Source organism: Caulobacter sp. (assembly GCF_039596335.1).
In the GTDB taxonomy this organism is placed as follows: Bacteria; Pseudomonadota; Alphaproteobacteria; order Caulobacterales; family Caulobacteraceae; genus Caulobacter.
The window spans coordinates 106,633-127,332 of sequence record NZ_JBCNJZ010000010.1 but is presented as its reverse complement, the minus strand read 5'-3'; the positions used below and the strand labels follow the sequence as shown (position 1 = coordinate 127,332).

The following is a 20,700-nucleotide window of genomic DNA, read 5'->3' as shown; positions in this document are numbered from 1 at the left end:
CGCGGCTTCACAACCGCCGCGCGCATGACCTACACTCGCCCTCGGTTCGGGGGAGTGTAGGTCAGATGCGTCATCCGTCTCGCGTGGCGCTCGTCGCCGCCCTGCTCGCGCCCGCGGTCGCCCTGGCCCAGGCTGGACCGATCGCCGGCGACTGGTCCGGCGTGCTGGACGCGCCCAACGGCAAGCTGCCGCTGATCTTCCACATCAAGCCGGACGGCTCGGCCACGCTGGACAGCCTGGCCCAGAAGGCGATGGGCCTTCCCGCCCGCGCCGCCTTCGCCGACGGCAAGGCGCGGCTGGAGCTGGCGATCGCGGCTGCCAGCTTCGAGGGAACCCTGTCGGCAGACGGCAAGACCCTGCAGGGCCAATGGCGTCAGGGCGGCGGCGCCGCCCCGCTGGTCATGACCCGCACGGCCGCCACCGCCATCGACATCCAACGGCCGCAGACGCCCAAGCCGCCCTTCCCCTATCGCGCCCAGGACGTGACCTACGCCAATCCGGCGTCGGGCCTGGGTCTGGCCGGGACCCTGACCCTGCCGCCGGGCCAAGGTCCGTTCCCGGCGGTGCTGCTGATCACCGGTTCGGGCGCGCAGGATCGCGACGAGACGATCTTCGGCCACAAGCCGTTCCTGCTGCTGGCCGACGCCCTGACCCGGCGGGGCGTGGCGGTGCTGCGCGTCGACGACCGCGGCATGGGTGGCTCGGCCCCACCGGCGGCGGACGCGACCCTGGACGACCAGCTCAGCGACGTGGCCGCCAGCCTCGCCTGGCTGCGCGGCCGCCCGGAGATCGACAAGGCGCGCGTGGGCCTGCTGGGCCACAGCGAGGGCGGGACCCTGGCCATTCGCGCCGCGGCGGCCGATCCGAAAGTCGCCTTCGTCACCCTGCTGGCGGCGCCGGGCGTGCGCGGCGGCGATCTGATCGTCTCGCAGGTGGGGACTATCCTGGGCGCCTCCGGCGCACCGGCCAGCGCCATCGGCACGGCCCAAACCCTTCAGCGCCAATTGATGGATGTCGTGGCTTCGCCGCAGGACGAGGCCAGCGCCGCTGCAGCCCTGAACGCCATCTTCGACCGCAACGGCGCGCCGGCCGGCGCGCTCCAGCGCCAGACCCAGCTGAAGCCCCTGTTGTCACCGCACTATCGCTCCTTCGTGCGCTTCGATCCGCGGGCCGACCTGGGCCGCATCCGGGTCCCGGTGCTGGCCGTCGGCGGCGGCAAGGACACCCAGGTTCCGGCCGCCCAGAACCTGGAGGCGATCCGGGCCGGACTGCCGGTCGGCGCCGACCTGACAACCACACAGTTTCCAGGCTTGAACCACCTCTTCCAGACCGCCGGGACCGGCCTGATCGGCGAATATGCCGCGATCGAGGAGACCATGGCCCCGGCGGCGCTGACGGCGATCGTCGACTGGACCGTCGCCCACGCCGGCGTCGGCCGATGACCCCGTCGCGCCGCGCCCTGCTGGCGGCGCTGGCCGCCCTGCCGATGCTGGGCGCCGCGCGCTCATCGAAGGGGTTCGTCGCGGTGAAGAACGGCCGCCTCAGCCTGGACGGCCGGCCCTATCGTTTCGTCGGCGCCAACCTCTGGTACGGGGCCTGGCTCGGCGCTTCGGCGGCCTATGGCGACCGCGCGCGCCTGACGCGGGAGCTCGACCGGCTGCAGGCGCTCGCCGTCACCAACCTGCGGGTGCTGGGCGCGGGCGAGCGCTCGCCGGCCCGGGCCGCGGTCAGCCCGACCTTCCAGGAGCGCCCTGGCGAGTATGACACCGACCTGCTGAAGGGCCTGGACGTGCTGCTGGCCGAGATGGCGGCGCGGAACATGAAGGCGGTGATCTATCTGAACAACTTCTGGGACTGGTCGGGCGGCATGCCGGCCTATCTGCGCTGGGTCGAAAACGGGACCTGGTTCCAGCATGGCGACGCCGATCATCCGTGGCCGGAATATCCGGACTATGCCGCCCGGTTCTATGGCGACGCCAAGGCCAACGCCCTCTTCCGCCGCTATGTGAAGAGCCTGGTCGGGCGGACCAACACCGTCACCGGCAAGCCCTATCGCGACGATCCGACCCTCATGGCCTGGCAGCTGGCCAACGAGCCTCGGCCGGGCGGGTCACAGATCTTCGGCGTGTTCAACATGTCGATCTACCAGCGCTGGATCGCCAACACCTCGGCCTTCATCAAGTCCCTGGATCCGCGCCACCTGGTCAGCACCGGCAGCGAGGGCGAAATGGGCTGCCTGAACCAGGAGCGCTGCGTGCTGGACGCTCACCGGCCCGTCAGCATCGACTATGTGACGGCGCACATCTGGCCCAACAACTGGAGCTGGATCGACGCCAAGAACCCGGCCGCTACCTATGCCGCCGGCGAGGCGCGCTGCCGCGACTATGTCGCGCGCCACATCGCGATGGCCCGACAGCTGAACAAGCCGCTGGTAATCGAGGAGTTCGGCCTGGCCCGCGACGCCCGCGCCTTCGCGCCCGGCTCGGCGACGGCCGACAAGGACCGCTTCTACCAGACCATCTACGACCTGACCCTGGCCGACATGAAGGCCGGTGGGCCGCTGGCGGGGACCAACTTCTGGGCCTGGAACGGCGAGGGCCGCGCCCAGCACCCCGACGCCTGGTTCGCGCCGGGCGACAAGGCCTTCGTCGGTGATCCCCCGCAGGAGGAACAAGGCCTGTACGGCGTCTTCGACAGCGACGCCTCCACGCTCGAGGTGATCCGTCGGCACGCGGCGGCAGTGCGCGCCATTTAGTCATTGTCACCGGTGTCACGCGTGCTACCGGTACCGCCAAGCTGCTCCAAGAAGCGCTGGAGGACTCCTTAATGACCGCCACTCGCCGCACCCTGATCACCGGCGCCGCCGCCCTGACCGCCTATGCCGCCCTGCCGGTCGTCGGTTACGCCGCTCAGCCCCGCTCGCCCGTCGTGGCGACCACCAACGGCAAGGTGCGCGGCTATGTCCAGGACGGGGTCAGCGTCTTCAAGGGCCTGCGCTACGGGGCCGACGCCGGCGGCGCGCGCCGCTTCGCCGCCCCGGTCAAACCCGAACCCTGGACCGACGTGAAGGACGCCCTGGCCTATGGCGCGGCGTCGATGCAGACCGGCAAGGGCGAAGAGGGCGAGACCCTTTCGGAGGACTGCCTGTTCCTCAATGTCTGGACGCCGGCAAAGTCGGGCAAGAAGGGCCTGGCTGACGGCGCCAAGCGGCCGGTGATGTTCTACATCCATGGCGGCGCCTACAATGGCGGCTCGGGCGCCAGCCCCTGGTACGAGGGGACCAAGCTGGCCAAGCGCGGCGACGTCGTCGTGGTCACGGTCAACCACCGCCTGAACGCCTTCGGCTATCTGTATCTGGCCCGCCTGTTCAACGATCCGTCGGTGGCCGACAGCGGCAACACCGGCCAGCTGGACCTGGTGCTGGCCCTGCAGTGGGTGCGCGACAACATCGCCGCCTTCGGGGGCGATCCGGACTGCGTGATGCTGTTTGGCCAGTCGGGCGGCGGCGCCAAGATCGCCACCCTGATGGGCATGCCCAGCGCCAAAGGCCTCTTCCACCGCGCCGCCACCATGAGCGGCCAGCAGGTCACGGTCGGCGGCCCGTTCAACGCCACCCGCCGCGCCCAGGCCTTCCTGGACAAGCTGGGGATCAAGGACCTGGCGGCCCTGCGCGCCCTGCCCGCCGACCAGATGCTGGCGGGGCTGAAGGCCATCGACCCGATCGCTGCGGCCGGCGGGGTCTATATGGGCCCGACGCTGGACCAGCGCAGCCTGACCCGCCACCCGTTCTTCCCCGACGCCTCGCCGGTGGGCCTGTCCGTGCCGATGATGTGCGGCAACACCCATGACGAGACCAAGGGCTTCATCGGCTTCGACGCCAAGGCCTTCCCCAAGACCTGGGAAGAAGTGATTGCCCGCCTGCCCGGCCAGTTCGCCGCCCGCATCGACATCGATCCCGAGACGGTGGTGGCCTTTTACCGGAAGACCTATCCGAACTACTCGCCGTCGGACGTCTATTTCGCCGCTTCGACCGCCGGCCGTTCGTGGAAGGCCGCGATCATCCAGGACGAGGAGCGGGCCCGCGCCGGCGCTCCGGCCTACGCCTATCAGGTCAATTGGAAGTCGCCCAAGGAGGGCGGGATCTTCGGCGCGCCGCACACCATCGACATCGGCCTGGTGTTCGGCACGCTGGACGCCAAGGGCTCGATCGTCGGCACGGGGCCGGACTCGGTGGCCATGTCCAACACGATGAGCGACGCCTTCATCAACTTCGCCCGCACCGGCGATCCGAACGGCGGCGCCCTGCCCAAGTGGGAGCCCTACGACCTGAAGCGCCGCCAGACGATGGTGTTCGACACCGTCTCGCGCCAGGAAGACGACCCCCGCGGCGTCGAGCGCGAGTTCTTCAACCAGGTGCCGTTCACTCAGTTCGGGACTTGAATTCGTAGGGAAGAACCGGCGGCAGGCAGTCGACCAGGATCCGGGCGGCGAGCTCAGACTCGACCTCGATCGCGGGCGGCTCGCCGAACACGGCTCGCCACAGCTCGATCCACGCCTGACGCTCGTCGTAGGTCACCCAGAAGCTCCTCCTGAAACCTAAAATGGTTTTGAGGATCAAGGCGTTGCTGGTTAACGCCAGGGTAACCAAGGAATCGTGCTGAAGCTTGCCGGCTTGGGCGAGCGGACAAGAAAAAAGGGCGGACCAAAGGTCCGCCCTTTCTGAGGCTCGTCAACCGCGCAAGCGGCCAACCGCTCCGCTATTAACGGAACAGGCTCAGGATCGACGAGGTCGACGAGTTGGCGATCGACAGCGCCTGCACGCCCAGCTGTTGCTTGGTTTGCAGCGACTGCAGCTTCGCGCTTTCCTTGGCCAGGTCGGCGTCCACCAGGTTACCCACACCGGCGTCCAGGCTGTCTTGCAGCTTGCCGACGAAGGTCAGGTGGGCGTCCAGGCCGGCCGAGCTGGTGCCCAGCGACGCCAGCTTGTTGGTCGAGGTTTGCAGAGCCTTGGCAACCGTGTCGATCATGGTCTTGGCGTCGGCGGCGGTCGCGAAGGTCGCACCCGACAGGCCCAGGGCGTCCAGCGACAGCGTCTGGGCGGTGACGTCGAAGCCATCGCCTTCGCCGTTGGCGAGGAACGTCAGCTTGGTGGTCTTGCCGTCCGCGATCGAAACGCCGTTGAACTTCGAGTTGTCGACGGCCTTGGTGATCTGGTCGCGCAGCGAGGTGAAGTCAGCCTTCAGCGCGTTGAACGACGCCGTGCTGAGCGAGGTGTCGGAAGCGGCCAGGGCCTTTTCCTTCATCTTGCCGAGCAGGTCGATCACGGTGTCGCCCGAAGCCAGGGCGACGTCGATGGTCGATTGACCGCGTTGCAGCGAGTCCTTGACCGAGTTCAGCGAGTTGCTCGACGCCGACTGGTTCTTCGAGATCGCCCAGATGGCGCCGTTGTCCTTGGCGCTGCCCACCTTCTTACCGGTGTTGATCCGCTGCTGGACGACGTTCAGTTCCGAGTTCGTTTGGTTCAGGTTCTGCAGGGCGATCAGAGCGCCCGAGTTCGTGTTGATGCTGTTCAGCGCCATGACGAAACACTTCCTATTCGAGGTGTCCCGGCGTCATTTTGACGGCCGGTGGGCATTTTACCCAACGCCAAATATCCGCAACCTAGCTTTCTACTTCGTTGAGAAAATCCTGAATCAAAATGAAGATTCAGGTCTATTTTGTTAATGGTGAAAGGAAGAGAAAGTAAAAATCTCTGAATCAAGGTTAGAGTATTTGTTTCAAAATGGCACAACTTGAACCTGGTGCGAGCGCGCCCTTGAATCCGTAGACTCAGGACGCCCGCGACCTACAGAGTCTAGGCCGGTCGCCGGACTCACTGGTCCGCGACATAGACTCTGCGCGAGCGGTAGGGCTTGGCCACGGCCCGCAGGGCCAGGACGTAGGCGACGACCTTCCAGCCCCCGACCAGGCTGGAGGACAGGAAACCGGCGACACGGCGCATCGAGAGACTCCCTTTCTTTTTTACTCCAACGAAGAAAAGGCCGACCGGCTCCCGGGAGGGGGAAGGAGCCGGCCGGCCTCTCATGCCGGTCACCGATGGGGGAGGGAGACGACCGGCCGGTCGCGGGATCAGCCTTGCAGCTTGATCGCGGTTTCGGCGATACGGCGACCCTGGTAGCGAGCGCCGTCCAGCTCGATGGCGCTGGGCTGACGCGAACCGTCGCCGCCGGCGATGGTCGTGGCGCCGTACGGGCTGCCGCCGACCACTTCATCCAGGGTCATCTGGCCGGTGTGACCGTAGTCCAGGCCCACGATGGTCGTGCCGAAGTGCAGCAGGTTCGTGATGATCGAAAACAGCGTGGTTTCCTGGCCGCCGTGCTGGCTGGCGGTCGAGGTGAAGGCGCCGGCCACCTTGCCGTGCAGCGCGCCGCGGGCCCACAGGCCGCCCGCCGCATCGAAGAAGGCGGCGACCTGCGAGGCCATGCGGCCAAAACGGGTCGGGGCGCCGACGATGATGGCGTCGTAGTTGGCCAGATCCTCGACCGAGGCGATCGGGGCGTCCTGGTCCAGCTTGAAGTGGGCGCCCTTGGCGATCTCCAGCGGCACGGTTTCCGGCACGCGCTTGATGTCGACGGTCGCGCCGGCTTGGATCGCGCCCTCGGCGACGGCCTTGGCCATCGTCTCCAGGTGACCGTAGGACGAATAATAAAGAACCAGAACCTTGGCCATGACGGCTTTTCCTTGCTTGCGGTCTAGGCGAAGGCGACAGCCCTCGTCGTTGGCGAAGGTTTTGGCGCCGCTGAGGCCTGCAAAACAGCCGAATAAAATCGTCTGTTATGTTCGAGATTTTCGAACGATAGTGAAGCCATGACCGAACCCGGCACCCCGACCCTGGACCTGCTGACTGTCTTCCTGACTGTGGTCGACGCGGGCGGGTTCGCCGCGGCCGCCCGACGGCTAAACCGCGCCAATTCGGTGATCAGCTACGCGATCGCCAATCTGGAGACGCAGCTGGGCCTGACCCTGTTCGACCGTGACGCCGCCAAGTCGCCGGTGCTGACCGAGGAAGGCCGCGCGGTGCTGGCGCAAGCCCGGCTGATCGCCGCCGACGTCGCGGGCCTGCGCGCCAAGGCCAAGGGCCTGCTGCAGGGGCTGGAGGCCGAGGTCCACATGGTGCTGGACGTGATGATGCCGACCGCCCGGGTGGTCGACGCCCTGCGGGCCTTTCGCGAGACCTTTCCGACCGTGACCCTGCGCCTGCATGTCGAGGGCCTGGGGGCGGTGACCCAGATGGTGCTGGACGGCCGCGCCACCCTGGGCGTCGCCGGACCGCTGGACGTCGTCAATGGCGGCGAGGCGCTGGAGACGATCGCCGTGGGCGCCACCCTGCTGATCCCGGTGGCCGCCCCCGACCATCCGCTGTCCCAGGGCCCCAATCCGCCGGGCGCTGGGCGCGGCCACACCCAACTGGTGCTGACCGACCGCTCGCATCTGACCCAGGGGCGCGACTTCGCCGTGGCCAGCGCCCACACCTGGCGGCTGGCCGACCTGGGCGCCAAGCACCTGCTGCTGAAGGAGGGCCTGGGCTGGGGCAACATGCCCGAGCCGCTGGTCCGCGAGGACCTGGCCACGGGCCGGCTGGTGCGGCTGGACATGCCCGAACTGGTCGAGGCGCACTACGCCCTGCACGCCATCCACCGCCGGGACGCCCCGCCCGGTCCGGCCACCGCCTTCCTGATCCAGCGCTTCCGCCAGCAGGCGGCCTGAAGCCTTGCCACACAACGGATGAGCAGCTCTGCGCTTCATGGCCAAGTTTTCATGTCGCCAAGCTTGCAGAACTGAAAAACGTTCGCCTAAGGTTCCGATCGATGGACAAGGGCGACCCCACATTCGCGGATCCCATCGAAGGGCTCGACCGCCTCACCGAGCGTGAGCGCGAATGCCTGCGGCTGGTCGATCGCCACATGAGCTCCAAGGAGATCGCCCGCGAGCTGGGCCTCTCCAAGCACACCGTCGACTGGCACCTGGACAAGGCCCGCCGTCGCCTGGGCGCGGCCGACCGCTATGACGCCGCGCGCCGGGTCTTCGACCGCGCGCACCAACCCTCCGATCGGGGTGGCGCCCCCCCTCCGATCGCGCCACCCCCTCCTATCGCGTCGGGGTCCGATCCGTCCCGGCTAGGCGAAGGCTCTTCCTCACGGTCAGCTGACCCCATCGAGGAAGGAGTTTTCCGTGAACGAGCTTACCCCCCTACAGAAGGACGTCATCGGCCGGGTGACCTACCTGCGCCAGGACGTGACGAACTTCCAGCAGACCTGGCCCCGCTTGAACACGGCCGAGACCCTGCCGCCGATGACCTGGGGCGAGTTGGAGCGCCAGCTGGTCAGCCTGTCGGCCAACCTGGCCAGCGCGGAGATGGTGCGCGAGCTGGTGGCGGCCACCCGCAAGCAGGCGCCGTTCAAGCCTTCCGAGATGGTGATGCGCGAGATCCTGTGCATCGCCAGCGCAGTGATGGACGAGACGTTCCTGTCGGACTCCGAAGCCTCCTCTCCGGACTGGGAGGCGGACGACCTAACGAACTGAGCCTCCCGCTCAGGCTGGCCTTCATCGCCGCGGTGATGATCGTGACCGCTTTCGCGTTCGGTTCGATCCTCGCCGGCCTGCACGCTCTGGAAGCCATCTTCCCCTAGAGACTTCTCGCCCGCCTCTTGGGCGAGCCTTTCGCAACAGCCTTCACCCTTGCAACGCGCCGACCCGATCGGCGTGAGGAGACCGCTCATGCTCAAGCAACGCCGCCTGGCCGCCGAAACCGTCGCCGAAGCCCTGTTCGCTGCGGAGGAAGCCATCGACGCCGCCATCGCCTCCACCGCAGCCCTGGCCGGCCTGATGCCCGTCAGCCGCCAGCAGGCGCACCTCTCGGCCCTGATCGGCCAGGACGCCCTGATGTCAGCGATCAACACCATGCAGGCCCTGGGCGTCGCCCGCGACGGCATCGTCACCACCCACAAGCATCTGTCCGTCGCCCAGCGCGACATGGGCCTGGCGTCCGTTTCGTTCGGCCAGGGCGCGGAAAAGCCGGGCGACGAAAAGCCCACGGGCCGCCTGACCATCGCCGCCTAAGGCCCCGCCTTCCGCGCCCTTCGGCGTGATGCGCGACCCTCGTCGGCTTACCCCGGCGAGGGTCGTTGCAATCTGGAAGAATGGCGCCACCCTCGCGCGATGCCGTTCAGTCATTTCTATCAATGGTTCAGCCTGGCCGCACTGTTGGGCTCGACCGGCCTGGCCCTGTGGCGCGGCGGATGGCCGGAGCGCCTGGCCGCCACCGCCATGATCCTGGCCTGGATCGCCAGCACCCTGCTCTACAAGACCCACCTGCGGTTCGGCCCGCAGACGGCGGTGTTCCTCGTGGACCTGGCCCTGCTGCTGGTGCTGCTGTTCATCGCCCTGCGGTCGAACCGCTGGTGGCCGATGTGGGCCTGCGGCTTTCACGGCCTGACCCTGATCCTGATGTTGGCCACCCTGGCCGACGCCAAGATTTCCAATCGCGCCGGCTACATCGCTGGCGGCGGCATCTTCAGCTACCTGGCCATGGCGGCCTTGCTCTGCGGTGTCCTGCCCCGCGGAAGATCGCGGAACCCTGACGCCGCGTCACCGCTGACATAGACCCAAACGCCTGTTTCACTTCCGCCGAAAACACTTCGGGAGGAAGACCATGGGCGAAGCCTATATCGTGGCGGCCGCGCGCACGGCCGGCGGACGCAAGGGCGGACGCGCCTCGGGCTGGCATCCGGCTGATCTGGCCGGCACGGTGCTGGACGCCCTGGTGGCGCGCAGCGGCGCCGATCCGGCCCTGATCGAGGACGTGATCATGGGCTGCGTCGGACAGGTCGGCGAACAGGCCATCAACATCGCCCGCAATGCGGTTCTGGCCTCCGGCCTGCCCGAGAGCGTGCCGGCCACCTCGGTCGACCGTCAGTGCGGCTCGTCGCAGCAAGCCATCCACTTCGCCGCCGCCACTGTGATGTCGGGGGCCATGGACGTGGTCATCGCCGCCGGCGTCGAGAGCATGAGCCGCGTGCCGATGGGCCTGTCCTCGGCCCTGCCCTACAAGAACGGCTTCGGGACCTACAAAAGCCCGCGCATGGAGGTCCGCTACCCGGACATCCAGTTCAGCCAGTTCGCCGGCGCCGAGATGATCGCCAAGAAGTACGGCCTGTCGCGCGCGGAACTGGACGCCTACGCCCTGTCCAGCCACCAGCGGGCCGCAGCCGCGACCAAGGCCGGAAAGTTCGCCGCCGAGATCGTGCCGATCCAGGTCACCCTGCCCGACGGCGCGACCGAGACCCACGACATCGACGAAGGCATCCGCTGGGACGCCTCGATGGAGTCGATCGGCTCGGTGAAGCTGCTGACCGAGGACGGCCGCCTGACCGCCGCCACCTCCAGCCAGATCTGCGATGGCGCGGCCGGCCTGATGATCGTCAACGAGCGGGGCTTGAAGGCCTTGGGTGTCGAGCCGCTGGCTCGGATCCACCACATGACCGTCATCGGCCACGACCCGGTGATCATGTTGGAAGCCCCAATCCCCGCCACCCAGAGGGCGCTGGAACGGGCCGGCATGAAGATCGGCGACATCGATCTGTATGAAGTCAACGAGGCCTTCGCCTCGGTGCCGACCGCCTGGATGCAGGTCACCGGCGGCGATCCCGACAAGCTCAATGTCCATGGCGGCGCCATCGCCCTGGGTCACCCGCTGGGCGGCTCCGGCGCCAAGCTGATGACGACGCTGGTGCACGCCCTCAAGGACCGCGGCGCCCGCTACGGCCTGCAGACCATGTGCGAGGGCGGCGGCCTGGCCAACGTCACGATCGTGGAACGGCTGTGATCACCCTCTGGCACTGCCGGGACGCCCGCTCCTTCCGCCCGCTGTGGGCGCTGGAGGAGCTGGGCGTTCCCTACGACCTGAAGCTCCTGCCGTTCCCGCCGCGTTTCCGCGCGCGGGAATATCTGGACGAGAACCCGCTGGGCACCGTGCCGCTGCTGGTCGACGGCGACACGCGGATGACCGAGTCCGCGGCGATGATCGAGTATCTGTCCATGCGCCACGGCGGCGGCGCGCTGTCGGTGCGCCCTGACGAGGCCGGCTATGGCGACTACCTCAATGGCCTGCACTACGGCGAGGCGACCCTGACCTTCCCGCAGACCCTGGTGCTGCGCTACGCTCGGCTTGAGCCTGAGGAGCGGCGCATTCCGCAGGTGGCCGCCGACTACGCCCGCTGGTTCCTGGGCCGGCTGGACGGACTGGAGCGCATCCTGCAGACCTCGCCGTTCGCCGCGGCCGGGCGCTTCACCGGGGCCGATATCTCGGTGGCCTACGCGCTGCTGCTGGCGCGGGCTCTGGAGCTGTCCGACCAGTTTCCGCCGGCCGTGACCGCCTATTGGGAGCGGATGAGCGCGCGTCCGGGCTTCATCAGCGCACAGACCGCCCAGAGCGTTTCGCCGCCCACACTCTGAGCCGGGCCTTATCGTCTTACGGCAAATTAACTCAGCGACTGCCGTTTTGTCGGCTAGAAGGCCGTCGGATATCAGCAGTCACTGGGGACGATCGTGCTTTACCGGATCAATGGGCGCCGCCCGAGCTTGAGCGCCCTAGCCTTGGTCCTGGGCGTGAGCGCGATCGCTCTGGCCGGCTGCGGCGGTAAGGACGACAAGAAGGCCAAGAAGCCGACCGGCCCGGCCGCGGCGCAAACGGTCAGCGTCGTCACGGTGACCAGCCAGCCGATCCCCCGCCAGATCAACGCCACCGGCACCATCTCGCCTTGGGAAGAGGTTCCGGTCGGGGCCGAGACCGGCGGCCTGACCGCCCTATCCGTCAATGCTGAGGAAGGCCAGGTCGTCCGGGCCGGCCAGGTGCTGGTCAAGCTGAACGACAGCCTGATCGCCGCCCAGCTGCGCCAGCAGGACGCCAGCGTCGCCAGCGCCCGCGCCACCTTGGCCGAAGCCCAGGCTGCCCTGGGTCGCTCGCAGGAACTGAAGGCGCGCGGCTACCTCAGCCAGGCCTCGCTGGACACCGCCACCGCCCGCCAGGGCACGGCCGCCGCCAACCTTTCCGCCGCCCAAGCCGCTCGCGCCGAGACCGCCGCCCGCCTGGCCCAGACCTCGGTCCGCGCCCCGGTCGGCGGCATGATCAGCCGCCGCAGCGTCACCAAGGGCCAGATTGTCTCGGCCGGCAGCGAGCTCTTCCGGATCGTCCGCGACAGCCGCCTGGAGCTGGACGCCGACCTGCCCGAAACCGATCTGGCCGCGGTCAAGGCCGGCATGCCGGCGCGGGTCTATTCCGACAAGGTGGGCGAGGCCACGGGCCGCGTCCGCATCGTCACCTCCGAGGTCAACGCCACCACCCGCCTGGGCGTGGCCCGCGTGGCCCTGTCGTCGATTGGCGGCTTCCGTCCGGGGATGTTCGCCCGCGCCGTCATCGACGCCGGCGACCAGCCCGCCCTGGTCGTGCCCAGCGCCTCGGTGCTGTACCGCGAGAACCGCCCCGGCGTGTTCGTGGTCGACGCGGCCAAGAAGGTCCACTTCCGCCGTATCACCGTCCTGACCAACACCGGCGACCGCGTGGCCGCCACCGGCCTGACCGCCGGCGAGAAGGTAGTGGTCGACGGGGCCGGCTTCCTGGGCGAAGGCGACCTGGTGCGCATCGGCCTGTCGCCGACGCCTGCTCCCGCCGCCAAGCGCTAAGGGTCCGCTCCGATGCGCAACATCTCGTCGTGGTCGATCAAGAACCCGATCCCCGTCATCCTGCTGTTCCTGCTGCTGACGATCGCGGGCATCGCCGGCTTCCGCAGCATGCGGATCAACAACAATCCCGACGTCGACCTGCCGCTGGTCGTGGTCACGGCCGTGCGCCCAGGCGCCGCGCCCAGCGAGCTTGAGACCCAGGTCACCCGCCTGATCGAGGACTCGATCGCAGGCCTCGGGCAAGTCCGCCACATCAACTCCACCGTCGTCGACGGCGCTTCGACCACGGTCATCGAGTTCGAGCTGGGCGTCGACCACGAGCGCGTCACCAACGACGTGCGCAACGCCATGTCCAACTTGCGCGGCTCCCTGCCGCAGGACATGCAGGAGCCGATCGTCAACCGGATCGACATCTCGGGCGATGATCTGATCACCTATGTCGTCAAGGCCCCGACCCTGACGCCCGAACAGCGCAGCTGGTTCGTCGACAACGACGTCAGCCGCGCCCTGCTGGCCCTGCGCGGGGTCGGCGAGGTCAACCGCCGCGGCGGCGTCAATCGCGAGATCGAGGTCGCCCTGGACCCCGACCGCCTGGCCGCCCAAGGCGTCACCGCCGCCGCCGTCAGCCAGGCCCTGGTGTCGGCCAATGCCGACCTGCCCGGCGGCCGCGTGACCATCTCGGGCGCCGAGCGCGCCATCCGCACCCTGGGCGCGGCCGGCTCGGTCGAGCAGCTGCGCGAGACCCGCGTCCCCCTGCCTTCGGGCGGTGCGGTGCGCCTGGCCGACCTGGGCACGGTCACCGACCACTGGGCCGAGCCCCGCTCGCGCGCCCGCTTCGACGGCCAGGAGGTCGTGACCTTCTCGATGATCCGCTCGCGCGGCGCCTCTGAAGTTCAGACCGCCCACAAGATCCGCGAGGTCATCGCGAAGCTCGACAAGGAGCACCCCGAGGTCGAGATCGAAGAGATCACCTCGAACGTGAAATATATCGAGGAGAGCTATCTGGCCTCGATGGAGGCGCTGATCGTCGGCGCCATCCTGGCCGTGCTGGTGGTGCTGCTGTTCCTGCGCGACTGGCGCGCCACCCTGCTGGCGGCCGTGGCCATCCCGCTGTCGCTGCTGCCGACCTTCGCCGTCCTGGCGCCGATGGGTCAGTCGCTGAACGCCATCACACTGCTGGCCCTGTCGCTGACCGTCGGCATCCTGGTCGACGACGCCATTGTCGAGATCGAGAACATCGTCCGCCACATGCGCGGCGGGAAAAGCGCGTACGCCTCGGCCATGGAGGCCGCCGACGAGATCGGCCTGGCCGTCGTGGCCACCACCTTCACCATCGTGGCGGTGTTCGCGCCCGTGGGCTTCATGCCCGGCATCATCGGCCAGTTCTTCAAGGCCTTCGCCCTGGCAGCCTGCGTCTCGGTGCTGTTCTCGCTGGTGGTCGCCCGCCTGCTGACGCCGCTGATGGGGGCCTACATGCTGAAGGCCGACCACAAGCACGAGGACAAGGACCCGCCGTGGATGGGTCCCTATCTGAAGAGCCTGGAGTGGGGCCTGTCCAACCGCTGGAAGGTCCTGGCGATGGGCATCCCGCTGTTCGCCATCTCAATTTTCCTGGCCACCCGCCTGCCGTTCGAGTTCCAGCCCCAGGCCGACCGCGGCCGGGCCCAGTTCTCGGTCGAGCTGCCCCCGGGCGCCACGCTGGACGAAACCGACGCCGTCGTTCAGCGCGTCACCAAGCAGCTGATGGCCCGCGAGGAAGTCGTCGGGGTCTATGCCTCGGTCGGCAGCAACAACGCCGTCAACAAGGGCTCGGTGACCGCCGACCTGACCGACAAGAGCAAGCGGATCAGCCAGCAGCAGTTCAGCCGCCAGATGGTCGACAAGTTCGCCGAGATCCCCGGCGCGCGGATCGGCGCAGGCAGCAACAACGGCGGCGGCCCGTCGAACGGCGGCAGCTACACCCTCAGCCTGGTCGGCGACAACGGCCCGCAGCTGGAAGCCGCGGCCCGCAAGGTCGAGGCCGAGATGCGCAGCGTCCCGGGCCTGGCCCACGTGGTCAACACCGCCGCCATCGCCCGTCCCGAGATCGTGGTGACGCCCAACGCCGACCAGGCCGCCCGGGCCGGCGTCTCGGCCGGCGCGATCAGCCAGGCCGTCCGCGTGGCAACCATCGGCGACGTCGACCAGAACCTGCCCAAGTACAATCTGGGCGACCGCCAGGTGCCGATCCGCCTGCGTCTGGCCGACGGCGCACGTGAGGACATCAACGTGCTGCAGACCCTGCGCGTGCCGACCGCCCAGGGCGCCGTGCCCCTGAACGCGGTGGCGGACATCCGCTTCGGCGCCGGTCCCTCGCAGATCAGCCGCCAGGACCGCTCGCGCGTGGCCACCATCACCGCCGAACTGGACGGCATCGTCGTCGGCGAGGCGACCAAGCGCGTCCACGCCTTGGCCTCGGTCAAGAACCTGCCGGCCGGCGTTAAGGAAGTGGCCGCCGGCGACGCCGAGTTCATCGCCGAGATGGTCACCGGCTTCGTCGGCGCCTTGGTCACCGGCATCCTGCTGATGTACGTCGTGCTGGTGCTGCTGTTCCGCAGCTTCGCCCACCCGATCACCATCATGGTCGCCCTGCCCCTGGCCATCGGCGGCGCCTTCGGCCTGCTGGTGCTGGCCAAGTCCAGCTTCTCGATCTCGACCCTGATCGGGATCCTGATGCTGATGGGCATCGCGGCGAAGAACTCGATCCTGCTGGTCGAATACGCGATCATGGCGATGCAGGAACACGGCATGGACAAGCGCACGGCCATCATCGACGCCGCCCACAAGCGGGCCCGGCCGATCCTGATGACCACCGTGGCCATGGGCGCGGGGATGCTGCCCACCGCCATCGGCCTGGGCGCCGAGGTCGAGTTCCGCGCCCCGATGGCCATCGCGGTCATCGGCGGCCTGATCACCTCGACCCTGCTGTCGCTGCTCTACATTCCGGTGGTCTTCGTGCTGATGGACGGCCTGAAGACACGGTCGGAACGCGCGATGCACCGCCTGTTCGGCGGCCGTCACCACGCGGCGCCGACGAAGACCTAGATCCGTTTCCCCGGCGAAAGCCGGGGGCCAGATCGAACACACGAGCGCCCTTCGTCAGGTCTCTGCGGAGGGCGCTTTCATGTTTGAGGCTCGGGATGCATCTGGGCCCCGGCTTTCGCCGGGGAGATCGGACTTGTTAAGCCCGCAAGGCCTTGGCCACCACCGGCGCCAGGCGCTCGGCGATGATCCGGGCGCCTTCGGCATTGGGGTGGATGCCGTCGCGCTGCATGTAGCGCGAGACGCCGATCACCCCGGTGAAGAAGTCCGGCGCATAGAACACGTCCTGCTCGCGGGCCAGGTCCGGATAGACCTGGGTGAAGCGGCGGGCGTAGTCGACGCCCAGCAGACCCGGCGCCTTCACCCCGGCCAGCACCACGCGGATGTTGCGCGCCTTCAGGTGCGAGATGATGGCCCGCAGATTGGCCTTGGTCCGCGACGGGTCGGTCCCCAGCAGCAGGTCGTTGCCGCCCAGGGCGACGACGCAGACCGTGGTTTCGGCCGGTACGCGGTCGACCCGGGCCAGGCCGTTGGCCGTGGTGTCGCCCAACACGCCGAAGCCCTGCACGCGCGAGGGCGTACCGATCCGATCCAACGCGGCTTGCAAGCGCGCGGGCATGGCCATGTTCGACGCCAGGCCCAGCCCCGCCGTGATCGAGTCACCCAGCACCGTCACCACGGGAGGCGGCGGCGGCGAGGGTGGCGGACGTTGGGTCCGGCGCTGGGCGGCGGATGCGGCGCCGGGCGCGGCCAGGGCCAAAAGGCCGGCCAGGATGTTTCTGCGGTCAAAGGGTGTGGACGGGAACTTCGCCATGGCTGAACCGTATCAATCTCCTGACTGCATCTAAGCTCACCTTCGTTGAACGCAGCCTGAAGAAAGAAGCGCCCATGACCCGCCGATTTCGCGAAATCTTGATCATCGGCGGCGCGGTCGCTGCTTTGGGAGCGTGTAGCCAAGCGCCGCTCGAAACCTCGAAGGTTGGCTATGGCGCCAACCCCGAGTTGCCCGCGCCCACCAAGAGCCTGATCCCGACGGTCAGTGTGTCCGAAGTCGTCGGCTGGCCGTCCGGCGTGACGCCCAAGGCTCCGGCTGGCTTCAAGGTCCAGCCGTTCGCCAGCGGCCTGGACCACCCGCGCTGGATGCTGGTGCTGCCCAACGGCGACGTGCTGGTGGCCGAGAGCAACAAGCCGCCGAAGAAGGAGGAGAAGCCCAGCATCCGCGGCTTCTTCCAGAAGATGCTGATGAGCAAGGCCGGCGCCGAGGTGAAGAGCGCCAACCGCATCAGCCTTTTGCGCGACGCCGACGGCGATGGCGTGGCCGAGATGAAGACGCCGTTCCTGACCAACCTGATGTCGCCGTTCGGCATGGCCCTGGTCGGCGACACCCTCTACGTCGCCAATGCCGACGCCATCGTCGCCTTCCCGTATCAAGAGGGCGCGACACAGATCACCGCCGCGCCGCGCAAGGTCGCCGACCTGCCGGGCGGGCCGATCAACCACCACTGGACCAAGAACATCATCGCCAGTCCGGACGGCACCAAGCTCTACGCCACCGTCGGCTCCAACAGCAATGTCGGCGAGAACGGCCTGAACAACGAGGTCGATCGCGCGGCGATCCTCGAGGTCGACCTGGCCACGGGGGCCAAGCGGCTGTTCGCCAGCGGCCTGCGCAATCCCAACGGCATGGGTTGGAACCCGGCCAATGGCGAGCTGTGGACCGCGGTCAACGAGCGCGACGAACTGGGCAACGACCTGGTGCCTGACTACATGACCTCGGTGCGCGAGGGCGGTTTCTATGGCTGGCCCTACAGCTATTTCGGCAAGACGGTCGACAAGCGGATCAAGGACGCCGACAAGCGCCCGGACCTCGTCGAGCGCGCCATCGTCCCCGACTACGCCCTGGGCGCCCACACCGCCTCGCTGGGCCTGACCTTCTATGAAGGTCAAAGCTTCCCGGCCGCCTATCGCGGCGGGGTGTTCGTCGGCCAGCACGGCTCGTGGAACCGTAAACCCCAGGTCGGCTACAAGGTGATCTTCGTGCCGTTCGCCGGCGGCAAGCCTGCGGGCCAGCCGCAGGACTTCCTCACGGGATTCCTGAACAGCGAAGGCAAGGCGCAGGGGCGTCCGGTGGGCGTCAATGTCGACAAATCGGGTGCGCTGCTGGTGGCCGACGACGTCGGCAACGTGGTGTGGCGGGTCAGCCCGCAGTAACCAGCGACACCTCGGCCCCGCTGACGAGCAGGTCCAGGCCCCGCTCGAACATGGCCCCGTAGCCGCCCTGGCGATAGCTCGCCAGGGCCTGGGCCAGCAGCGGATAGGCCTGGACCGCGTCGTCCAGGACCTCGGCCTCGCTCTCGCCGTCCAGCGGTTCGGCCTGCTCCTCGAGCACGCAGCCGACGACGTAGCGGCTGATGGCCACCAGCACCTCCATCGCCCGCCCGACCGGGAAGCCGGCCGCGACCAGGAAGGCGATCTGCGCCTCGACGTCTTCCAGGTTCTGCGGATCGGCCTCGGTGCCGGCATGAACCCGCGCGCCGTCGCGGTAGGCCAGCAGGGCCCGCCGAAAGCTGCGGCCGTTCTCGCGCAGGAACACCTGCCACGCCTCGCCCGGAACCGGCTGGGAGCGGGTGTGGCCGCGCGCCAGGATCTCAAGGTTGAGGGCGTCCAGAAGGGCGCGGCGATTGGCGAAGTGCCAGTACAGCGCCGGCTGGCGCACGCCCAGGCGCTGGGCGATCGCCCGCGTCGACAGGGCGTCGACCCCGACCTCGTTCAGCACGTCCAGCGCTGTGGCGACGATGCGCGCGCGATCGACCTTCATGAGAAGTTATTTATCAGCGATAGATGACTTTATCATCGATAAATTTAGCGCGCACCCACGCTGGCGTCCGCCCTGCTGTCAGGGCGGACGCCAGGGGAAACTTGCACAACAAGACTGACTGGATTTAGGCTCGCCCCAACTAGGAGGAGCCGCCCATGAAGATCGAACGCCTGCCCAAGGTGCGCACCTCGCTGTCGCCGACCAACCACCCATACATGACCGGCGCCTGGACGCCGCTGCACGAGGAGGTCAACGCCTGGGATCTGGAGGTGCTGGAGGGCGCAATCCCAGCCGACCTGGACGGCGTCTATCTGCGCAACACCGAGAACCCGGTGCATGACCCGGTCGGCCGCTACCACCCGTTCGACGGCGACGGCATGGTCTGCCAGATCGAGTTCAAGGCCGGAGCGGCGACCTACCGTAACCGCTTCATCCGCACACGGTGTTTCGAGGCCGAGCAGGAAGCCGGCGAGGGCCTGTGGGGCGGGCTGATGGACGGTCCGGGCGTCTCCAAGCGCCCCGGCTTCGGCACCCACGGGTCACTGAAGGACACCGCCAGCACCGACATCGTCGTCCACAACGGCGAGGCCATCGCCACCTTCTACCAGTGCGGCGAGGCCTATCGCCTGGATCCCCTGACTCTGGAGAACCTGGGCGTCGCCGCCTGGGCCCCGCTGGACGGCGTCTCGGCCCACCCGAAGGTCGACGAGGCCACAGGCGAGCTGATGTTCTTCAACTACTCCAAGGCCTGGCCACACATGCACTACGGCGTGGTCGACGCCACCGGCAAGCGCACCGTCTATCAGGGCGTGGAGACGCCGGGGCCGCGCCTGCCGCACGACATGGCCTTCTCGTCGAAATACGCGATCCTCAACGACCTGCCGGTGTTCTGGGACCAGGACCTGATGGCCCGCGGCATCCACGCGGTGCGCCTGCACAAGGGCGTGCCCAGCCGCTTTGCTCTGGTCCCGCGCCAGGGCGGCGAGCCGCGCTGGTTCGAGGCTGAGCCGACCTATGTCCTGCATTGGCTGAACGCTTATGAGGACGGCGACGAGGTGGTGCTGGACGGCTACTTCCAGGAGAACCCGATCCCGCGCCCGCTGGAGGACGCCCCCGACGGCCACGGCCACCTGATGGCGTATCTAGACGAGCACAGCTTCCGGCCCAAGCTGCACCGCTGGCGCTTCAACCTGGCCACCGGCGAGACGACCGAGAAGCATCTGGACGAGCGGAACCTGGAGTTCGGCATGTTCAATCAGAAATACGCCGGCAAGCCCTATCGCTACGCCTATTCCACGACCTCCAAGCCGGGCTGGTTCCTGTTCAACGGCTTCGTCAAGCACGACCTGGAGACCGGCGAGAGCTGGTCGATCGACCTGCCCGAAGGCCGCTACGCCAGCGAGGCCCCGTTCGCGCCCAAGATCGGGGCCGTGGATGAGGACGACGGCTATCTGGTCAGCTTCCTGATCGACGAGACCAAGGGCACGTCGGAGTGCGCGATCATCGACGCCAAGCGCTTCGAGATCGTCTGCCGCATCGCCCTACCCCACAAGCTCAGCAGCGGGACGCACAGCGTCTGGGCCGGGCGGGAGATGTTGAAGGGCTGAGGGCCGGAAACATGGTTAACCGGCTTTTCACCCCGAGGCGCTAGTCTCCGCACCATGCGTCGCGCTCTTCTCGTCCTGCTGGTCATCGCCTGCGCGGGTCCGTCCCTGGCGGCCCAGCCGACGCCGCCCAAGGCCAAGCCGAAGATCGAGGCCGTCCCGGCGGCCGCGCCGCTGAACGCGACCAGCGGCGCCATCCTGCCGCCGCCGATCCCCCTGGCGGTCGGCCGGCCCTATGGCGACGCCGCCCAGTGCCGGGCCACCTGCTCGCGCACGCTGTATTTCTGCAGCGCCAGCGGCGAGGATGACAGTTGCGGCGGCCGCTGGGCCTCGTGCAACGCCAGCTGCTCGGCCTCCTACGTCCCGCCGCGCTTCGGCGGTCGCTGAGCCGCCTTCCCCAAGGTCCGCTTGCCGCCTGGCATAACGCTGATACGCTCACCTGAACAACGATAAGTC

At 68.2% G+C, this 20,700-nt stretch carries 20 protein-coding genes and 1 pseudogene; 15 read left to right on the top strand and 6 right to left on the bottom strand.

Annotated features, from left to right (window positions below; all coding sequences use genetic code 11):
* Positions 1-65: 65 nt before the first annotated feature.
* The 3 genes from ABDW31_RS20725 (at position 66) to ABDW31_RS20715 (ending at position 4,440) form a co-directional block, all read left to right on the top strand.
* The gene (locus ABDW31_RS20725) at positions 66-1,442 is read left to right on the top strand and encodes an alpha/beta fold hydrolase (RefSeq protein WP_184722548.1); all 1,377 of its coding nucleotides are present in this window, start codon (positions 66-68) and stop codon (positions 1,440-1,442) included.
* Entirely contained in the window at positions 1,439-2,755 is a 1,317-nt protein-coding gene (locus ABDW31_RS20720) for a mannanase (RefSeq protein WP_184722551.1), read from the top strand. The genes ABDW31_RS20725 and ABDW31_RS20720 overlap by 4 nt, the downstream gene beginning before the upstream one ends.
* A gap of 71 nt (positions 2,756-2,826) precedes the next feature.
* A complete protein-coding gene (locus ABDW31_RS20715; RefSeq protein WP_184722553.1) occupies positions 2,827-4,440 on the top strand; it encodes a carboxylesterase/lipase family protein in 1,614 nt (537 codons plus the stop codon).
* Here ABDW31_RS20715 and ABDW31_RS20710 read toward each other — a convergent pair.
* The 4 genes from ABDW31_RS20710 to wrbA all read right to left on the bottom strand — a co-directional run bounded on the left by ABDW31_RS20710 (position 4,421) and on the right by wrbA (position 6,729).
* Positions 4,421-4,576: a hypothetical protein gene (locus tag ABDW31_RS20710; protein ID WP_184722555.1), complete on the bottom strand. Its 156-nt coding sequence runs from the start codon at positions 4,574-4,576 to the stop codon at positions 4,421-4,423. The two genes, ABDW31_RS20715 and ABDW31_RS20710, sit on opposite strands and share 20 nt — an antisense overlap.
* Before the next feature lie 184 nt (positions 4,577-4,760).
* A complete protein-coding gene (locus tag ABDW31_RS20705; protein WP_184722557.1) occupies positions 4,761-5,579 on the bottom strand; it encodes a flagellin in 819 nt (272 codons plus the stop codon).
* Between the two features lie 293 nt (positions 5,580-5,872).
* Positions 5,873-6,001: a hypothetical protein gene (locus ABDW31_RS20700; RefSeq protein WP_343699485.1), complete on the bottom strand. Its 129-nt coding sequence runs from the start codon at positions 5,999-6,001 to the stop codon at positions 5,873-5,875.
* Positions 6,002-6,129: 128 nt separating this feature from the next.
* Positions 6,130-6,729, bottom strand: a complete 600-nt coding sequence (wrbA, locus tag ABDW31_RS20695) for an NAD(P)H:quinone oxidoreductase (RefSeq protein WP_184722559.1) — start codon at positions 6,727-6,729, stop codon at positions 6,130-6,132.
* 138 nt (positions 6,730-6,867) lie between these two features.
* Between wrbA and ABDW31_RS20690 the strand changes: the two genes are divergently transcribed.
* The 9 genes and pseudogenes from ABDW31_RS20690 (at position 6,868) to ABDW31_RS20650 (ending at position 15,825) form a co-directional block, all read left to right on the top strand.
* Positions 6,868-7,767, top strand: a complete 900-nt coding sequence (locus tag ABDW31_RS20690; RefSeq protein ID WP_343699484.1) for a LysR family transcriptional regulator — start codon at positions 6,868-6,870, stop codon at positions 7,765-7,767.
* 101 nt (positions 7,768-7,868) lie between these two features.
* A pseudogene (locus tag ABDW31_RS20685) lies at positions 7,869-8,066 on the top strand (helix-turn-helix transcriptional regulator); the annotation flags it as partial.
* Between the two features lie 166 nt (positions 8,067-8,232).
* Positions 8,233-8,583, top strand: a complete 351-nt coding sequence (locus ABDW31_RS20680) for a hypothetical protein (protein ID WP_343699483.1) — start codon at positions 8,233-8,235, stop codon at positions 8,581-8,583.
* A gap of 195 nt (positions 8,584-8,778) precedes the next feature.
* Positions 8,779-9,120 (top strand): hypothetical protein, encoded by a 342-nt coding sequence (locus tag ABDW31_RS20675; RefSeq protein ID WP_184722565.1) that lies wholly within the window; start codon positions 8,779-8,781, stop codon positions 9,118-9,120.
* A gap of 99 nt (positions 9,121-9,219) precedes the next feature.
* On the top strand, positions 9,220-9,663 hold the full coding sequence (locus ABDW31_RS20670) for a hypothetical protein (RefSeq protein WP_184722568.1): 444 nt from the start codon (positions 9,220-9,222) through the stop codon (positions 9,661-9,663).
* Positions 9,664-9,712: 49 nt separating this feature from the next.
* Positions 9,713-10,885: an acetyl-CoA C-acetyltransferase gene (locus tag ABDW31_RS20665; protein ID WP_184722571.1), complete on the top strand. Its 1,173-nt coding sequence runs from the start codon at positions 9,713-9,715 to the stop codon at positions 10,883-10,885.
* Positions 10,882-11,514 carry a glutathione S-transferase family protein gene (locus tag ABDW31_RS20660; RefSeq protein ID WP_184722573.1) on the top strand — a complete coding sequence of 211 codons (633 nt, stop codon included), beginning with the start codon at positions 10,882-10,884 and terminating at the stop codon, positions 11,512-11,514. The genes ABDW31_RS20665 and ABDW31_RS20660 overlap by 4 nt, the downstream gene beginning before the upstream one ends.
* 153 nt (positions 11,515-11,667) lie before the next feature.
* On the top strand, positions 11,668-12,741 hold the full coding sequence (locus ABDW31_RS20655) for an efflux RND transporter periplasmic adaptor subunit (RefSeq protein ID WP_343699482.1): 1,074 nt from the start codon (positions 11,668-11,670) through the stop codon (positions 12,739-12,741).
* 12 nt (positions 12,742-12,753) lie between these two features.
* Complete coding sequence (locus ABDW31_RS20650) at positions 12,754-15,825, top strand: efflux RND transporter permease subunit (protein ID WP_184722578.1); 3,072 nt, start codon at positions 12,754-12,756, stop codon at positions 15,823-15,825.
* A gap of 136 nt (positions 15,826-15,961) precedes the next feature.
* On the opposite strand, the gene ABDW31_RS20645 is transcribed toward ABDW31_RS20650, so the two are convergent.
* Positions 15,962-16,636 carry an arylesterase gene (locus ABDW31_RS20645; RefSeq protein ID WP_184722581.1) on the bottom strand — a complete coding sequence of 225 codons (675 nt, stop codon included), beginning with the start codon at positions 16,634-16,636 and terminating at the stop codon, positions 15,962-15,964.
* 74 nt (positions 16,637-16,710) lie between these two features.
* On the opposite strand from ABDW31_RS20645, the gene ABDW31_RS20640 reads away from it, so the two are divergent.
* Entirely contained in the window at positions 16,711-18,033 is a 1,323-nt protein-coding gene (locus ABDW31_RS20640; protein ID WP_184722584.1) for a sorbosone dehydrogenase family protein, read from the top strand.
* Here ABDW31_RS20640 and tetR read toward each other — a convergent pair.
* Positions 18,020-18,640 carry a tetracycline resistance transcriptional repressor TetR gene (gene tetR / locus ABDW31_RS20635; RefSeq protein ID WP_343699481.1) on the bottom strand — a complete coding sequence of 207 codons (621 nt, stop codon included), beginning with the start codon at positions 18,638-18,640 and terminating at the stop codon, positions 18,020-18,022. The genes ABDW31_RS20640 and tetR overlap by 14 nt on opposite strands.
* Positions 18,641-18,795: 155 nt before the next feature.
* On the opposite strand from tetR, the gene ABDW31_RS20630 reads away from it, so the two are divergent.
* Positions 18,796-20,247, top strand: a complete 1,452-nt coding sequence (locus ABDW31_RS20630) for a carotenoid oxygenase family protein (RefSeq protein WP_184722590.1) — start codon at positions 18,796-18,798, stop codon at positions 20,245-20,247.
* Between the two features lie 54 nt (positions 20,248-20,301).
* Positions 20,302-20,631, top strand: a complete 330-nt coding sequence (locus tag ABDW31_RS20625) for a hypothetical protein (RefSeq protein ID WP_184722593.1) — start codon at positions 20,302-20,304, stop codon at positions 20,629-20,631.
* The last annotated feature ends 69 nt before the right edge of the window (positions 20,632-20,700 follow it).

Excerpts from the sequence above, each read along its gene's own strand:
- ABDW31_RS20625 (WP_184722593.1), top strand. The coding sequence starts at position 20,302 with ATGCGTCGCGCTCTTCTCGTCCTGCTGGTCATCGCCTGCGCGGGTCCG.
- ABDW31_RS20630 (WP_184722590.1), top strand. The coding sequence starts at position 18,796 with ATGAAGATCGAACGCCTGCCCAAGGTGCGCACCTCGCTGTCGCCGACC.
- ABDW31_RS20725 (WP_184722548.1), top strand. The coding sequence starts at position 66 with ATGCGTCATCCGTCTCGCGTGGCGCTCGTCGCCGCCCTGCTCGCGCCC.
- ABDW31_RS20650 (WP_184722578.1), top strand. The coding sequence starts at position 12,754 with ATGCGCAACATCTCGTCGTGGTCGATCAAGAACCCGATCCCCGTCATC.
- ABDW31_RS20715 (WP_184722553.1), top strand. The coding sequence starts at position 2,827 with ATGACCGCCACTCGCCGCACCCTGATCACCGGCGCCGCCGCCCTGACC.
- ABDW31_RS20700 (WP_343699485.1), bottom strand. The coding sequence starts at position 6,001 with ATGCGCCGTGTCGCCGGTTTCCTGTCCTCCAGCCTGGTCGGGGGCTGG.
- ABDW31_RS20720 (WP_184722551.1), top strand. The coding sequence starts at position 1,439 with ATGACCCCGTCGCGCCGCGCCCTGCTGGCGGCGCTGGCCGCCCTGCCG.
- ABDW31_RS20665 (WP_184722571.1), top strand. The coding sequence starts at position 9,713 with ATGGGCGAAGCCTATATCGTGGCGGCCGCGCGCACGGCCGGCGGACGC.
- ABDW31_RS20705 (WP_184722557.1), bottom strand. The coding sequence starts at position 5,579 with ATGGCGCTGAACAGCATCAACACGAACTCGGGCGCTCTGATCGCCCTG.
- tetR (WP_343699481.1), bottom strand. The coding sequence starts at position 18,640 with ATGAAGGTCGATCGCGCGCGCATCGTCGCCACAGCGCTGGACGTGCTG.
- ABDW31_RS20690 (WP_343699484.1), top strand. The coding sequence starts at position 6,868 with ATGACCGAACCCGGCACCCCGACCCTGGACCTGCTGACTGTCTTCCTG.
- ABDW31_RS20645 (WP_184722581.1), bottom strand. The coding sequence starts at position 16,636 with ATGGCGAAGTTCCCGTCCACACCCTTTGACCGCAGAAACATCCTGGCC.
- ABDW31_RS20640 (WP_184722584.1), top strand. The coding sequence starts at position 16,711 with ATGACCCGCCGATTTCGCGAAATCTTGATCATCGGCGGCGCGGTCGCT.
- ABDW31_RS20670 (WP_184722568.1), top strand. The coding sequence starts at position 9,220 with ATGCCGTTCAGTCATTTCTATCAATGGTTCAGCCTGGCCGCACTGTTG.
- wrbA (WP_184722559.1), bottom strand. The coding sequence starts at position 6,729 with ATGGCCAAGGTTCTGGTTCTTTATTATTCGTCCTACGGTCACCTGGAG.
- ABDW31_RS20675 (WP_184722565.1), top strand. The coding sequence starts at position 8,779 with ATGCTCAAGCAACGCCGCCTGGCCGCCGAAACCGTCGCCGAAGCCCTG.